This window comes from Micromonospora cynarisoli, from assembly GCF_030518815.1.
GTDB lineage: Bacteria > Actinomycetota > Actinomycetes > Mycobacteriales > Micromonosporaceae > Micromonospora > Micromonospora wenchangensis.
The window spans coordinates 6,296,204-6,311,858 of the sequence record NZ_CP130426.1; the positions used below are offsets into that span (position 1 = coordinate 6,296,204).

Here is a 15,655-nt window from a genome sequence, read left to right on the forward strand (position 1 = left end):
CCCGGGGGGGCCTTGTGGCGTCGGCGTACCAGACCACACCTGCCCGGATCCTGGAGTTGGCCGACGCGGGGCGACTGGTCGACGAGGTCGGCGCGCATCTGCTCGCCGCCGGGTTCTCGGTGCAGGAGCCCGAGCGGGAGTCGTGGCGCAGGAGTCTGCCCGCGCTCGCCCGGCACCTCTGCGCCCTCGGGTTCGGTGACCTCGACGCGTTGGTGGAGTACCAGCTTCCCCGCAGCAGTCACCGGGTCGATGTCATCCTGGCCGGTGCCACGCCGTTCACCCTGCGCCCGGCCTATCTGGTGCTTGAGCTGAAACAGTGGAGCGCGGCCGAGCGACACGACGATGAGGGCTACCTGCTGCGGGGGTCGTGGACATCGAAGCCACTCCTGCACCCCTCGGTGCAGGTCGAGGCCTACTGCTCCTATCTGGTGGACCACCTCGAGCGGCTGCGGGAATGGCCGGAGGCGGTCCACGGCATGGCGTATCTGCACAACGCCACTGCCGACAGCATCCCCGATCGACCGTCGCCCCGGACGTTCCGCAACATGCTCTACACGCCGGACCGCGCCGAGCGGTTCCCCGACTACCTGGCGGGAAGGTTTGCCAGGCATCGGGACGGTCGGGCCGTGCACCGGCTACTGACCAGTCCGGTACGGCAGAGCGCGCGGCTGCTGGCACTCGCGTCGGACGAGGTGGGCGACCGGGGACACTTCGTCCTGCTGGACGAGCAGCGTGCGGCGTACGAACTGGTCATGCGGGCGGTTCGCTGGGCGGATGCGGGCCGGCGCAAGCGGGTGGTGGTGGTCTGTGGCGGACCGGGCACCGGCAAGAGCGCCATCGCGCTCGACCTCTTCGCCGACCTGCTGGGGCAGGGGCGACAGGTCAATCATGCGACCGGCTCGAAGGCGTTCACCCGTACCCTGCAGCTCTACGCCCGCAGGCAACCGTTGCACCCGGCCCGGCGGTCGGACCGGCTCTTCAAGTACTTCATGCACTTCAGCGACACCCGCAGGGACAGCCTCGACGTGCTGATCTGCGACGAGGCGCACCGCATCCGGGAGTACACGACGCTGGGCAGGCGAACCGGCAGCACACGCGCCTTGGTGGGTGTGTCGTCCCCCCGCCCCCAGGTGGAGGAGTTGATCGACGCGGCGAAAGTGCCGGTGTTCCTCCTCGACGACCACCAGATCGTGCGGTCGGACGAGGTCGGCAGCGTCGCCGCGATCACGGAGGCGGCCGAGCGCCTCGGTCTGGAGGTGGACCTGGTCACCCTGGGTGCCCAGTTCCGGTGCGGTGGAAGCCCGCGCTACGAGCGGTGGGTGCGCTGCCTGCTGGGGTTGGACGACGCGGGTCCGTACCGGTGGACCGGGGACGAGAGCTTCCGGTTGGGGTTGGCGGGTTCTCCCGAGGAGATGGAGTTGATCCTCCGGTCGCGCGACGGTCGGGGTGAGACGGCCAGGATCTCGGCGGGATTCTGCTGGCCGTGGACGTTGCACTCCCAGGGTGGCCGGCTGGCGTTGGACGTGCGCATCGACGGGTGGGCGCGTCCGTGGAACGCCTTCGAGGAGCATCCGCCCCCCGGCATCCCGTCGAGTTCCTACTGGGCGACTGATCCGGGTGGCTTCCGCCAGATCGGCTGCGTCTACACCGCCCAGGGTTTCGAGTACCACTGGTCAGGAGTGATTCTGGGGCCGGACCTGGTGGTGCGCGGCGGTCGGTTCATCACCCGGCCGGGTGAGTCCCGGGATCCCAAGCTGGTTTCGAAGGACGGGCGGGTCAAGGCGCGGAATGCCGACAGGCTGATCCGCAACGCGTACAAAGTGTTGCTCACCCGAGGGTTGTACGGCACCCTGCTCTACTCGGTCGATCCGGAGACGCAGGAATTCCTGTCCCGGCTGATTCCCGCACCCCGTCGTCGTGCACCGGTGGTGGCGCCCGGAGTGGAGCGCACTGGCGCAGAGCGGAGCAGGCGGGAGGCAGCGGGACCGATGGCACCGCGGAAATCCACATCGGACGCAACGCGACCCTGACCGCGACGCTGGTCGAGCTGGTGGACCCGGCACGACTACTACACGGTGCGGCTCCGGGGCGGACCTCGACCGGACACAGTGGCGTGCCCTGGTCGCCGAGGCGGCACAGCGGCCCTGCCTGCCCGAGGTCAACACGCGGGCGCTCGCCGGGTTGAAGTTCGGGGTCGCGCTCCCCGAACGGCTCGCCCGCGCGCCCCTGGCGACCCGCCTGGCAGACCTACCGGGGGCGGCAGCGGTGCTCAACGAGCCGGTGCGGTTCGTCGTCCTGGCGCACTGACCACCGCCGGTTTCGGCAACCCGTCCAGGGCCGGCTGGCGGTTGATCGACACGTTGGGGGCGAGGTAGCGGTGTCCCGTGGTGGGGATACCGCTACCTCGCCGACGTGGAGTCGATCAACCCGGCCCGACGACGCCGGGCCGGGCTACTCCGGGACGCGGCGGTACGCGCCGTCGCTGGCCGAGGTGGCCATCGAGGCGTACGCGCGCAGGGCCGCGGACACCGGGCGCTGCCGGTCGAGCGGGGTGTACGGCCGGTCCCGCTTCTCCTGCGCCACCCGGCGGGCCGCCAGCACGTCGTCGGGCACGTTCAGCTCGATCGACCGGGCCGGGATGTCGATGACGATCTCGTCGCCCGGCTCGACCAGGGCGATCAGCCCGCCGGAGGCCGCCTCGGGGGAGGCGTGCCCGATGGACAGCCCGGAGGTGCCGCCGGAGAACCGGCCGTCGGTGAGCAGCGCACAGGACCGGCCCAGCCCGCGCCCCTTGAGGAACGAGGTGGGGTAGAGCATCTCCTGCATGCCGGGGCCGCCCTTGGGGCCCTCGTAGCGGATCACCACGACGTCTCCGGCGACGATCTCCTTGGCGAGGATCGCCGCGACGGCGTCGTCCTGCGACTCGTAGACCTTGGCCGGGCCCCGGAAGGTCAGGCACTCCTCGGGCACCCCGGCGGTCTTCACCACGCAGCCCTCGGGCGCGAGGTTGCCGTGCAGGATGGCCAGCCCGCCGTCGGCGGTGTAGGCGTGCTCGCGGTCCCGCACGCAACCCTGCGCGGCGTCGGTGTCCAGGGTGGACCAGCGGTTGGTGGTGGAGAACGGCTCGACGGTACGCACCCCGCCGGGCGCGGCGTGGAACAGTTCGACAGCCTCGGGGGTGGGTGAGCCGCTCCGGATGTCCCAGTCGGTGAGCCACTGGGCCAGCGAGGGGGAGTGCACGGCGTGCACGTCGCGGTGCAGCAGGCCGGCGCGGTCGAGTTCACCGAGGATGGCCGGGATGCCACCGGCGCGGTGCACGTCCTCCATGTGGTAGTTCGGCGAGTTCGGGGCGACCTTGGCCAGGCAGGGCACCCGCCGTGAGATGGCGTCGATGTCGGCGACGCCGAAGTCGAGTTCGGCCTCGCGGGCGGCGGCGAGCAGGTGCAGGATCGTGTTGGTCGACCCGCCCATCGCCACGTCGAGGGCGATTGCGTTGTCGAACGCCTTGCGGTTGGCGACGGCGCGGGGCAGCACGGAGGCGTCGTCGTGGTCGTACCAGCGCTTGGCGATCTCGACTGCGGTCCGGCCGGCCTCCACGAACAGCGACCGGCGCGCGGCGTGGGTGGCCAGCGTCGAGCCGTTGCCCGGCAGGGCCAGGCCGATCGCCTCGGTGAGGCAGTTCATCGAGTTGGCGGTAAACATGCCGGAGCAGGAGCCGCAGGTCGGGCAGGCGGACCGTTCGATCTCGCCGAGCTGGTCGTCGGTCACCGCCTCGTTGGAGGAGGCGATCATCGCGTCGATCAGGTCGATCTTGGAGTGCACGACGCCCTCGATCGCCACCGTCTTGCCGGCCTCCATCGGGCCGCCGGAGACGAAGACCGTCGGGATGTTGAGCCGCAGCGCGGCCAGCAGCATCCCGGGGGTGATCTTGTCGCAGTTCGAGATGCAGACCAGCGCGTCCGCGCAGTGCGCGTTGACCATGTACTCGACCGCGTCGGCGATCAGCTCCCGGCTGGGCAGTGAGTAGAGCATCCCGCCGTGGCCCATGGCGATGCCGTCGTCCACGGCGATGGTGTTGAACTCGCGCCCCACCCCGCCGGCCTCGGCCACCGCGTCCGCGACCAGGCCACCCATGTCCTTCAGGTGGACGTGACCGGGGACGAACTGGGTGAAACTGTTCGCGATGGCGACGATCGGCTTGCCGAAGTCGTCGTCGGTCATCCCGGTGGCCCGCCAGAGGGCCCGGGCGCCGGCCATCGTCCGACCGTGGGTGGAGGTCCTCGACCGCAGCTCAGGCATGGGTACCAGTCTTGCACCGTCCGGCGGGCGGCTCCCACCGCGCGCGCCGTGTCCCAACAGTTGCACACCCGGTACCCCGTAGCGGGTGCCGATCCGGCACAGTTGGGTCGTGCGTTTACCCCCGGGCATGGTCGCCGTGGCGGTGTTGAGCGGCCTGCTCGCCGTCGCCGCCACCGCACTGTTGGCCGACTCGGCCCGGCGGCGCGGCGGGCCGCACCGCCAGGCGCACCTGCTGTTCGCCGTGGCCGCCACGATCGCCCTGGGCACCCTGGTCGCCGGCACCGTCGCGGTGCTCGGCGCGACCGAGCACGGGGCGCACCCGCGCGGTCAGGGAATGGGCTGGCCGTCACTGATCGCGGTCGGCACCGCGCTGAGCGGGCTCGGCTACTGCGCGGGTCTGCTCCGCCTGCCCGGCGCGATGGTGGCCCGGGCCGCCGCCGCGCGGCTGCTGCTCGACGGGCTGACCGTGGCCGCCGCGATCTGGTTCGTCGGCTGGGTGCTCTTCTCGGAGCCGACCCGGCTGCTCGGGCCGGCGACGCCGAGCGCCTGCCCGGCCATCCTGCTCGCGTCGGTGACCGTGGCGCTCACCGCCGGCCTCACCGCGATCGTGGTGGCCCGCGCCGACGGCCCACGGACCCGGCTGGCCGTGCTCGGCGTCGGCATCACCACGACCGCCACCGGAGGTCTCGGCCTGGCCGCCGGGGTCTGCCAGGGCGGCTCGGCGATGGCGCTGGCCGGTGCCGCGCTGCTCGCCGTGGGCATGCTCGCCGGGGCGCTCGCCGTGCACCGGGTGGACGCCCCCGGCCAGGTCGACATCGACCTGATCCGCCGCGACGGCGAGTACGCCTTCGTCCCGATGGTGGCGATGGCCGGTTCGGCGATGTACCACCTCGTCCAGGGCGGCCGGTTCGACGCGTTGGGCATCATCGCCGGCAGCCTGGAGGGCTTCGCCCTGGTCACCCGGCAGTACCTCACCCTCAACGACGTCCGCAGCTACGCCCACCGGCTGGCCGACCGGGAGGCGCACTTCCGGGAGCTGGCCCACACCGATCCGCTGACCACCCTCGCCAACCGGCGTGGCCTGCTGCGGGAGATGCAGCGCTGCGCCACCGAGGGCGGCGACCACGTGCTGCTCGGCCTCGACCTGGACGGCTTCAAGAACGTCAACGACATGCGCGGCCACGACGTCGGCGACATGGTGCTCGCCGAGGTGGGGCGGCGGCTGCGCAGCAACCTGCGCCCCGGTGACCTGGCCGCCCGGCTCGGCGGCGACGAGTTCGCGGTGCTGATGCGGGGCCGTCCGGCCGACGCGGACGTGGTGGCCGAGCGGCTGCTGGGGGTGCTCGGCCGGCCGTACGACCAGGAGGGCGGGGCGGTCTTCCTCTCGGTCAGCATCGGGGTGGCCGGGCAGGGCGGCGACGACCCGGACGTGGTCGGCCTGCTGCGCCACGCCGACCTGGCCCTGCGCTACGCCAAGCAGCGCGGCAAGAACCGGATCGAGCGGTACGACGGCAGCTTCGACCAGCTGCTGACCCGGCGTACCCGGCTGGAGCACGAGATGCGTGGCGCGATCGAGCGCGACGAGCTGCGGCTGGCCTTCCAGCCGGTGGCGTCGCTGCCCTCGGTGCGGCCGGTGGGCGCCGAGGCGCTGCTGCGCTGGCACCATCCCGAGCTGGGCAACGTCCGGCCGGACGAGTTCATCCCGCTGGCCGAGGAGTGCGGGATGATCGCCAAGCTGGGGGCCTGGGTGCTGCACCAGGCGTGCTGGCAGCTGTCCCGCTGGCTGGCCGACGGCCACGACGTGTGGGTGTCGGTCAACGTCTCCCCGCGCGAGCTGCACGCCCCGGAGTACGTGGTGCAGGTGGCCGAGGCGCTGCGCGCTCACCACGTGCCGCCGCAGCGGCTGGTGCTGGAGGTCACCGAGCACGCCGTCGCCACCGACCTGGACGAGCTGATCCGCCGGCTGACCGCGCTGCGGCGGACCGGGGTACGGATCGCGCTCGACGACTTCGGTGCGGGGTACTCGTCGCTGGGGCAGTTGCGCCGGCTGCCGATCGACATCCTCAAGATCGACCACAGTCTGGTCGCCGAGCACGAGCCGGTCCGCCCGGTGGGCCGGGACGGGCCGGCCTTCGCCCCGATGGTCGACATCGTCATGCGGCTGGGTCACCAGCTCGGCCTGGAGGTGATCGCCGAGGGGGTCACCAACCCGGCCGAGCTGGCCGCGGTGGTCGCCGCCGGCTGCCGGTTCGGTCAGGGCGCGCTCTTCGGCTGGGGGGTGCCGGCGGAGCACCTGGAGGCGATGCTGGAGGCGGCCACCTCGCCGGGCGCCCGCCCCGCGTCGCCCCCGCCGCCCCCGCCGCTGCGACCCACCCCGTCGCCGCTGCTGCCCCGGCTGCGATCCCACCCACCGGCGTCCCCGCCGGTGCCCGCCCCGCGCCCCGCGTACGACGAGTCCGCGCAGGCCGGGCCGGTTGACGAGACCCCCGACGGGGATGGCGTCCCCCGTTCGTGAACCAACATGTGGGATCAGTTGACTCGTCGCGTGAGATGCGTCAGGCTTGGCCCATGTCGTCGAACCGGTCGCTGCGAGTACTCACCTGAGCGCACTCTCCCGCTGTCGAGAGTGCGCTGGCCCCGTGCATCTGCACGAGGGCCGTTTTTATTGCCGTCGGAACCACCGGGGCGGGCCACCGCCCCCGTCGCACCTGTCGTAGCAGCTCCACCCAACTCCAGCCGAAGGCCTGAACCGCCATGACGAGACCCACGCCAGAGACCCTCGCCCACTCCGCCAGGCGGGCCCGTACGGTCACCGAGCCGGCCGGCGACGCCGACCACACCACCCCGCCGCGCGCCGCCGCGCCGGCCACCCCGGCCGTACGGCCGTCCGGGCCGGTCCCGGTCTCCGGTGCCGGTTCGCTGGTGCGGTCGTTGGAGGCGCTCGGCGTCGACGTCGTCTTCGGCATCCCCGGCGGGGCGATCCTGCCCGCCTACGACCCGCTCTACGACTCCTCGGTGCGGCACATCCTGGTCCGGCACGAGCAGGGCGCGGGACACGCCGCCACCGGGTACGCGCAGGCCACCGGCCGGGTCGGCGTCTGCATCGCCACCTCCGGGCCGGGCGCGACGAACCTGGTCACCCCGATCGCCGACGCGTACATGGACTCGGTGCCGATCGTCGCGATCACCGGTCAGGTGGCCCGGCCGATGATCGGCACGGACGCCTTCCAGGAGGCGGACATCCAGGGCATCACCCTGCCGATCACCAAGCACAACTTCCTGGTGCAGAACGCCGAGGAGATCCCGCAGGTCCTCGCCGAGGCGTTCCACCTGGCGGCGACCGGGCGTCCCGGGCCGGTGCTGGTGGACATCCCCAAGGACGTCCTCCAGGCGGCGACCACCTTCTCCTGGCCGCCCACCCTGGACCTGCCCGGCTACCGGCCGACCCTGCACCCGCACGGCAAGCAGATCCGGGAGGCGGCGCGGCTGATGAGCGCCGCCCGCCGGCCGGTGCTCTACGTCGGTGGCGGGGTGCTCAAGGCCGGCGCGACCGAGTCGCTGCGTCAGCTCGCCGAGCTGACCGGCATCCCGGTGGTGACCACGCTGATGGCGCTGGGCGCGTTCCCGGACTCGCACCGTCAGCACCTGGGCATGCCCGGCATGCACGGCACCGTCGCCGCCGTCTACGGGCTGCAGAAGGCCGACCTGATCGTGGCGCTGGGGGCCCGGTTCGACGACCGGGTGACCGGCAAGCTCGACTCGTTCGCCCCGGACGCCACGGTGGTGCACGCCGACATCGACCCGGCCGAGATCGGCAAGAACCGGCACGCCGACGTGCCGATCGTCGGTGACGCCAAGCACGTCGTCGACGAGCTGGTCGCGGCGGTGACCGCCGAGCAGAAGGCCGGCCGCCGGACCGACCTGCACGACTGGTGGCACCAGCTCGACGACCTGCGCGAGCGGTATCCGCTGGGCTACGACGAGCCGGCCGACGGCACCCTCTCTCCGCAGTACGTCATCAAGCGGCTGGGCGAGATCGTCGGTCCGGACGCGATCTACGTGGCCGGCGTCGGCCAGCACCAGATGTGGGCCAGCCAGTTCATCTCGTACGAGAAGCCGGGCACCTGGCTCAACTCCGGCGGCCTCGGCACCATGGGGTACGCCGTCCCGGCGGCGATGGGTGCGAAGGCCGGCCGGCCCGACACGGTGGTGTGGGCGGTGGACGGCGACGGCTGCTTCCAGATGACCAACCAGGAGCTGGCCACCTGCGCGCTGGAGGGCATCCCGGTCAAGATCGCGGTGATCAACAACGGCAACCTGGGCATGGTCCGGCAGTGGCAGACCCTGTTCTACGAGGGGCGCTACTCCAACACCGAGCTGGGCACCCACAAGCACCGCATCCCGGACTTCGTCAAGCTGGCCGAGGCGCTCGGCTGTGTCGGCCTACGCTGCGAGAACGCCGAGGACGTCGACAAGACGATCGAGGCGGCGATGGCGATCACCGACGCACCTGTCGTGATCGACTTCACGGTCGGCAAGGACGCGATGGTCTGGCCGATGGTGGCCGCCGGCACCAGCAACGACGAGATCATGTTCGCCCGGGGCGTCCGCCCGGCGTTCGACGAGGACGACATCTGAGATGAGTGCCCGATTCCCCGGGACCGTGCGCTGGCACGGCCCGACCGAGCGAAGCGAGACGGTGGCATGACCCTGCACACCCTGTCCGTGCTGGTGGAGAACAAGCCGGGTGTCCTGGCCCGGGTCTCCGGCCTGTTCTCCCGGCGCGGCTTCAACATCGACAGCCTGGCCGTCGGCGAGACCGAGAACCCCGACGTCTCCCGGATCACCATCGTGGTCAACGCCGACTCGTCGCCGTTGGAGCAGGTCACCAAGCAGCTCAACAAGCTGGTCAACGTACTGAAGATCGTTGAACTGGATCCGCAGGTCTCGGTGGCGCGGGAGCTGCTGCTGGTCAAGGTCCGCGCCGACCGCACCGCCCGGGCACAGGTGCTGGAGACGGTCGCCCTGTTCCGGGCCCGGGTGGTCGACGTCGCGCCGGACACCCTCACCATCGAGGCCACCGGCACCCCCGACAAGCTCGACGCGCTGCTGCGTGACCTGGAGCCGTTCGGGATCAAGGAGATGGTCCAGTCCGGCACGGTGGCGATCGGGCGCGGTTCGCGGTCGATCACCGCCGGCCCCTCGTTGCGCGCCGCCTGACCACGCGCCCACCTGCCACCGCACACAGTCCACGACGGTCGACGAGACCGCCGTACGAAAGGGAAGTCAATGAGCGTTGAGGTGTACTACGACGACGACGCCGACCTGGGCCTGATCCAGGGCCGCAAGGTCGCCGTGATCGGGTACGGCAGCCAGGGCCACGCCCACGCGCTGTCGCTGCGCGACTCCGGTGTCGACGTGGTGATCGGCCTGCCGGCGGGCTCCAAGAGCCGGCCGAAGGCCGAGGAGCAGGGCCTGCGGGTGCTCACCCCGGCCGAGGCGGCGGCCGAGGCCGACGTGATCATGATCCTGGCGCCGGACACCGCCCAGCGGACCATCTACGCCGAGTCGATCGCCCCCAACCTCGCCCCCGGCAAGGCGCTCTTCTTCGGGCACGGCTTCAACATCCGGTACGGCCTGATCACCCCGCCGGCCGACGTGGACGTGGCGATGGTCGCCCCGAAGGGCCCCGGCCACCTGGTCCGCCGCCAGTACGTCGACGGCAAGGGCGTGCCCTGCCTGGTCGCCGTCGAGCAGGACGCCAGCGGCAACGCCTTCCCGCTCGCCCTGGCGTACGCCAAGGGCATCGGCGGCACCCGGGCCGGCGCGATCCGGACCACCTTCACCGAGGAGACCGAGACCGACCTCTTCGGCGAGCAGGCGGTGCTCTGCGGTGGCGCGGCGGCCCTGGTGCAGACCGGGTTCGAGGTGCTCACCGAGGCCGGCTACGCCCCCGAGGTGGCCTACTTCGAGTGCCTGCACGAGCTGAAGCTCATCGTCGACCTGATGTACGAGGGCGGCATCGCCCGGATGCGGTACAGCATCTCCGACACCGCCGAGTACGGCGACCTGTCCCGGGGCCCGCGCGTGGTCGACTCGCGGGTCAAGGAGGAGATGCGCAAGATCCTCGGTGAGATCCAGTCCGGCGAGTTCGCCCGCGAGTGGGTGGCCGAGGACGAGGCCGGCCGGCCGAACTTCGCCAAGTGGCGGGCCGAGGGCGCGGCGCACCCGATCGAGGAGACCGGGCAGAAGCTGCGCGCCATGATGAGCTGGGTGGACCGCCCGCTCACCGAGACCGCCTGACCCGTCGGCCGTACCCGTGCCCCGGCTCGGGCGTGTCGTGGGCCGGGTGATCTGCTGACGTGAAGCGGTATGACTGGCAGGCATAAATATGCCTGCCAGTCATACCGCTTTCTGCGTGACCATCTCCCGGGCGGCCCGGACTGCGCCGGGGCCGGGTCACTGCCGCCCGTCCCGTCGGGCCGCCACCGGACCCGCCCCGACTCACCCATCCGTCGGTCGCCGTCGCGGTGCGCGGTGGCCGGTTCACCAGGCGGGACGGGGTGATCGATGCCTCATCGGCCGCGAACGACCCACCCGGCGCGCTCCCGGGCCGGATGAACGGGGGATGACAGGCGTGCGACAACCCTGTGTGAGGGCCCTCACCCCGCAGACCGGGACCTGCTGGCCGGAGCGCCCCCTACCATCCTTGGTGAGGTGCGTGACCGGCACCTGACGGCCATGGCACGGATCGGCGCAGGGCGCATCGCGGCGCCCGGTCGCCCCGGCCGAACCTAATACGACGTCTACGAGGACCGATGAATCCTGTCGTACTGATCGCCGAAGAACTCGCTCCCGCCGCCATCGAGGTACTCGCGCACGACTTCGACGTACGCCACGTCGACGGCACCGACCGCCCGGCCCTGCTCTCCGCGCTGGCGGAGGCCGACGCGGTCATCGTGCGCAGTGCCACGCAGATCGACGCCGAGGCGATCTCCGCCGCGCCGCGCCTGAAGGTGGTCGCCCGGGCCGGCGTCGGGCTGGACAACGTCGAGGTTCCGGCCGCCACCGCGCGGGGCGTCATGGTCGTCAACGCCCCCACCTCCAACATCGTCTCCGCCGCCGAGCAGGCCGTCGCGCTGCTGCTCGCCGTCGCGCGTAACACCGCCAGCGCCAGCGCCGCGCTCAAGGCCGGCGAGTGGAAGCGGTCCAAGTACACCGGTGTCGAGTTGCAGGGCAAGACCGTCGGCGTGGTTGGCCTCGGCCGCATCGGGGTGCTGTTCGCCCAGCGTATCGCCGCCTTCGGCACCCGGCTGATCGCGTACGACCCCTACATCCAGCCGGCCCGTGCCGCCCAGCTCGGTGTCCGCCTGGTGGGGCTGGAGGAACTGCTGCGGGAGGCCGACTTCATCTCGATCCACCTGCCGAAGACCCCGGAGACGGTCGGCCTGATCGGCGAGAAGGAACTGGCGATCGTCAAGCCGGGCGTCCGGATCGTCAACGCCGCCCGGGGTGGCCTGGTCGACGAGCAGGCGCTGGCCGACGCGATCGCCGAGGGCCGGGTCGCCGGTGCCGGCGTCGACGTGTACGCCAAGGAGCCGTGCACCTCCTCGCCGCTGTTCGCCTTCGACAACGTGGTGGCGACTCCGCACCTGGGCGCGTCCACCCACGAGGCGCAGGACAAGGCCGGTCTGGCCGTGGCCAAGAGCGTCAAGCTGGCGTTGCAGGGCGAGTTCGTGCCGGACGCGGTGAACGTGCAGGCCGGTGGCGTCGTCGCCGAGGACGTCCGGCCGCTGCTGCCGCTGGCCGAGAAGCTGGGCCGGGCGTTCACCGCCGTGGCCGGCGGGGTGGCCGCCAGCGTCACCGTCGAGGTGCGCGGCGAGATCATCAACCACGACGTGTCGGTGCTCAAGCTCGCCGCCACCAAGGGGCTGTTCAGCTCGGTGGTCGAGGAGCAGGTCACCTACGTCAACGCGCCGCACCTGGCCGCCGAGCGGGGTGTCGAGGTGACCCTCGCGACCCAGGCCGAGACGGTCGACCACCCGAACCTGGTCACCGTGCGGGGCGCGCTGCCCGACGGCCGTACGGTCAGCGTCTCCGGCACCGTCGCCCACACCGGTGCCCGCGACGTCATCAAGCTGACCGAGGTGGACGGGTTCGACGTGGAGATCGGCGCGGAGGGCATCCTGCTCTTCCTGCGCTACGCCGACCGGCCGGGTGTGGTCGGCACCGTCGGCACGCTGCTCGGCGAGGCCGGCATCAACATCGCCGCCATGCAGGTGGCCCGCCGGGAGGCCGGCGGCGAGACCCTGATGACCCTCACCGTCGACCAGGCGCTCGGGGCGGACCTGCTCACCTCGGCCGCCGACTCGATCGGGGCGACCGCCGCGAGCGCGGCCGACCTGCGCGACGAGTAGTCGCACCCGCACGGTTGACGGCGGAGGGCCCGGCCGCACGGCCGGGCCCTCCGCCGTCCACACCCGACCGTCACGGGTGGTGGCGTCAGCGGGCGAGGCGCGACGGCGGCGGGTAGACCGAACCGTCCTGGGGGTCGAAGAGCATCAGGTCGTACTCGCCGGCCAGCCGCTCGATGTCGAGCAGCACCTGGTCGTCGCAGGTCGGTACGAGGTTCAGCGCCACGTGGTCGGCCGCCGCGTGCAGCGGTGACACCTCCCAGGGGGTGCCCTGGTGGGCGGGCCGGTCGGGGTACGAGGCGGTGATGGCGCGGTAGAAGCCCACCACCCGGGGGTCGGGATACCGCTCGCCGTGCCGCCCCTCGTGGCACTGCCGCACCGCCGCCCGGACGTCCTCGGGCGTGGCTCCGTCGTGGAGGGCCCACACGCTCAGATCGAAACTCACGGCGGACAGCGTGCCATCACCCGGGGGTCGGAGCGACACTGACCCGCCGTGATCGCCGCGGGTGGTCGTGAGTGTACGGAGAAACACGGTCCGCTGTGGAGCCTCTTGCGTCGAGTTGCGTCGATTCGCTAGCGTACCGGAGCGGCCATCGGGAAAGTCGGAAAGTCGACCCGTCTTCGGGTGACGGGGCCGAGCGTCCGGCCGGCCGGTCCGCACCCCTCGAATGCGCGAGCCACGCGCACTCGTCGCTGACCGGCCCCCACGGTCGTTGCCGAGACCGTGGGGGCCGATCGCCGACCCGTCGACCGCGCCACCCCGTGGACCCCCTCCACAGGTCGGCCGACGCGCCGCGACACCGCTCAGCGGCGTCGGTGGGCGAAGAGAGCCTGATAGGCCGAGTCGGCGCGGAACCACGACAGTCCCACCGGCCCGGCCGCGTACAACGCGGTCGCGTAGGCGTCGGCCACCGCCAGGTCCGGGCCGACGACGGTCGCGGCGACCAGATGCCCGGCCGGTTCGCCGGTGTGCGGGTCGACCACGTGCCCCTGCCGGCCGCTGACCCCGGAGGTGCCCACCGCGCCGGCCGTCATCTCCAACACCAGCGGGGCCCGCCGGCCGTCGGTCGGGTGGTGCACCGCCACCCGCCACGGTCCGCCGTGCGCGGCGTGTCCGCGTACCGTCAGGTCGGCCCCGGAGAGCACCGCGTAGTCGGTGATGCCGGCGGCGCGCAACCGGGCCGCGGCCCGTTCCACCGCCCAGCCGTTGAGCAGGCCGCCGGGGTCGAAGCCGCCGGGGACGGCCCAGGCGTCGAACCAGCCGTCGGTGGCGGCCCGCATGGCCGCGCAACGGTCGACCAGGTCGGTCAGCGGCGGGTACGACTCGGGGCTGATCTCGCCGCGTCGCAGCCGGGAGACCAGGCTCTGCGGCCGGTTCGGTCCGTAGGTGAGGTCGATCGCCCGCAGTTCGGCGACGGCGTCGCGCAGCGCGTCGCCCACCGCCCGCCGGCCCAGGGCCTCGGGGGCGTTGAGTAGGAGCGAGTACTCGGCGGTGCCGGTCCGGACGGAGTGCTGCACGGCGATCCGGCCGCCGGGCGCGTCACCGGCGGAGTCGAGGCGGTGGCTGCGGGTGCCCAGGCGCAGGTCGGGGCGGCGGCGGGAGAACGCTGTCTGGTCCACCCAGCGGGTACGCGGTTGCTCGTCCAGTCGGCCTGGCCCCCGCTGCTGCTCGGTCCGCATCACGCTGCTCCTTCACCGACGGTGCCGCGGCGTCGCGGCCGGTCCGTCCCGGGCCCCCGCGACCCGTCCTGCACCGACCCTAGGCAGTGGAGATGACCGCACCATGAATGCTGCCTGGGAGCCTGCTGAGCATTTCCGCCTCCCAGATGGTGGAAGGCGCGTACCGGGAGGCGGGACGGGGACGTACCGTTGCGCACAGCGGACGAGGTGAGGAGCAGCAGGTGGCACGGATCGCGGTGGTGGCCGGGGACGGGATCGGACCCGAGGTGGTCGCGCAGGCCCTCAAGGTCCTCGACGCCGTGCTTCCCGGCGTCGAGGCCACGCACTACGACCTCGGCGCGGCGCGGTACCACCGCACCGGCGAGGTGCTGCCCGACTCGGTGCTGACCGAGCTGGCCGGCCACGACGCCATCCTGCTCGGCGCGGTCGGCGACCCCACCGTGCCGCCCGGCGTGCTGGAGCGTGGCCTGCTGCTGAAGCTGCGCTTCGCCTTCGACCAGTACGTCAACCTGCGCCCGTCCCGGCTCTGGCCGGGGGTGCCCGGCCCGCTGGCCAACGTCAAGCCGGGCGAGGTCGACCTGGTCGTCGTCCGGGAGGGGACCGAGGGGCTCTACGCGGGGGCCGGCGGCAGCCTGCACCGCGACACCCCGGCCGAGGTGGCCACCGAGGAGAGCCTGAACACCCGGCACGGGGTGGAACGGGTCATCCGGGACGCCTTCGCCCGGGCCGGTCGCCGTGAGCGTCGCAAGGTCACCCTGGTGCACAAGACCAACGTGCTGACCCACGCCGGCTCGCTGTGGGCCCGCGCCTTCGCGGCCGTCGCCGCCGAGCACCCCGACGTCACCACCGAGTACCAGCACGTCGACGCCGCCGCCATGTTCCTGGTCACCCAGCCCCAGCGGTACGACGTGGTGGTCACCGACAACCTGTTCGGCGACATCCTCACCGACATCGCCGCCGCGGTCACCGGGGGGATCGGGCTGGCCGCCAGCGGCTGCATCAACCCCACCGGGGCGTACCCGTCGATGTTCGAGCCGGTGCACGGCTCCGCGCCGGACATCGCCGGCAAGGGGGTCGCCGACCCGGTGGCCGCGGTGCTCTCCGCCGCGCTCCTGCTCGACCAGCTCGGCCACGCCGACGCCGCCGCCCGGGTGACCGACGCGGTCGCCGCCGAGCTGGCCGGCCGGACCCCGGGTGTGGCGTTGCGCACCGACGAGGTGGGGGACCGGCTCGCCGCGCAGGCGGTGGCCTGACCGCCACGG

General features: G+C 72.4%; 11 protein-coding genes. 8 read left to right on the top strand and 3 right to left on the bottom strand.

Features of this window, described 5'->3' with window-relative positions; translation table 11 throughout:
• Positions 1-14 precede the first annotated feature (14 nt).
• Together Q2K16_RS27730 and Q2K16_RS27735 are read left to right on the top strand one after the other, a co-directional pair.
• Complete coding sequence (locus tag Q2K16_RS27730; RefSeq protein WP_302741094.1) at positions 15-2,030, top strand: DNA/RNA helicase domain-containing protein; 2,016 nt, start codon at positions 15-17, stop codon at positions 2,028-2,030.
• Positions 2,031-2,181: 151 nt separating this feature from the next.
• Positions 2,182-2,307 (top strand): hypothetical protein, encoded by a 126-nt coding sequence (locus Q2K16_RS27735; protein ID WP_302741095.1) that lies wholly within the window; start codon positions 2,182-2,184, stop codon positions 2,305-2,307.
• Between the two features lie 144 nt (positions 2,308-2,451).
• Here the strand turns inward: Q2K16_RS27735 and ilvD are convergent, their stop codons facing one another.
• Positions 2,452-4,299, bottom strand: a complete 1,848-nt coding sequence (gene ilvD / locus Q2K16_RS27740; RefSeq protein WP_302741097.1) for a dihydroxy-acid dehydratase — start codon at positions 4,297-4,299, stop codon at positions 2,452-2,454.
• 109 nt (positions 4,300-4,408) lie between these two features.
• Here ilvD and Q2K16_RS27745 point away from each other — a divergent pair, with 109 nt between their 5' ends.
• The 5 genes from Q2K16_RS27745 to serA all read left to right on the top strand — a co-directional run bounded on the left by Q2K16_RS27745 (position 4,409) and on the right by serA (position 12,716).
• Complete coding sequence (locus Q2K16_RS27745) at positions 4,409-6,814, top strand: putative bifunctional diguanylate cyclase/phosphodiesterase (protein ID WP_302741098.1); 2,406 nt, start codon at positions 4,409-4,411, stop codon at positions 6,812-6,814.
• A 239-nt stretch (positions 6,815-7,053) separates the two neighbouring features.
• A complete protein-coding gene (locus Q2K16_RS27750) occupies positions 7,054-8,937 on the top strand; it encodes an acetolactate synthase large subunit (protein ID WP_302741100.1) in 1,884 nt (627 codons plus the stop codon).
• A gap of 66 nt (positions 8,938-9,003) precedes the next feature.
• A complete protein-coding gene (gene ilvN, locus Q2K16_RS27755) occupies positions 9,004-9,519 on the top strand; it encodes an acetolactate synthase small subunit (protein WP_302741101.1) in 516 nt (171 codons plus the stop codon).
• Positions 9,520-9,588: 69 nt separating this feature from the next.
• The gene (gene ilvC / locus Q2K16_RS27760; protein ID WP_302741102.1) at positions 9,589-10,602 is read left to right on the top strand and encodes a ketol-acid reductoisomerase; all 1,014 of its coding nucleotides are present in this window, start codon (positions 9,589-9,591) and stop codon (positions 10,600-10,602) included.
• A gap of 515 nt (positions 10,603-11,117) precedes the next feature.
• Complete coding sequence (gene serA / locus Q2K16_RS27765) at positions 11,118-12,716, top strand: phosphoglycerate dehydrogenase (RefSeq protein WP_302741103.1); 1,599 nt, start codon at positions 11,118-11,120, stop codon at positions 12,714-12,716.
• A gap of 85 nt (positions 12,717-12,801) precedes the next feature.
• Here the strand turns inward: serA and Q2K16_RS27770 are convergent, their stop codons facing one another.
• Together Q2K16_RS27770 and Q2K16_RS27775 are read right to left on the bottom strand one after the other, a co-directional pair.
• Positions 12,802-13,158, bottom strand: a complete 357-nt coding sequence (locus tag Q2K16_RS27770; RefSeq protein ID WP_088641655.1) for a hypothetical protein — start codon at positions 13,156-13,158, stop codon at positions 12,802-12,804.
• Positions 13,159-13,517: 359 nt separating this feature from the next.
• Positions 13,518-14,393, bottom strand: a complete 876-nt coding sequence (locus Q2K16_RS27775; RefSeq protein WP_302741107.1) for an FAD:protein FMN transferase — start codon at positions 14,391-14,393, stop codon at positions 13,518-13,520.
• 221 nt (positions 14,394-14,614) lie between these two features.
• Here Q2K16_RS27775 and Q2K16_RS27780 point away from each other — a divergent pair, with 221 nt between their 5' ends.
• A complete protein-coding gene (locus tag Q2K16_RS27780; protein WP_302741108.1) occupies positions 14,615-15,646 on the top strand; it encodes a 3-isopropylmalate dehydrogenase in 1,032 nt (343 codons plus the stop codon).
• Positions 15,647-15,655: the final 9 nt, after the last annotated feature.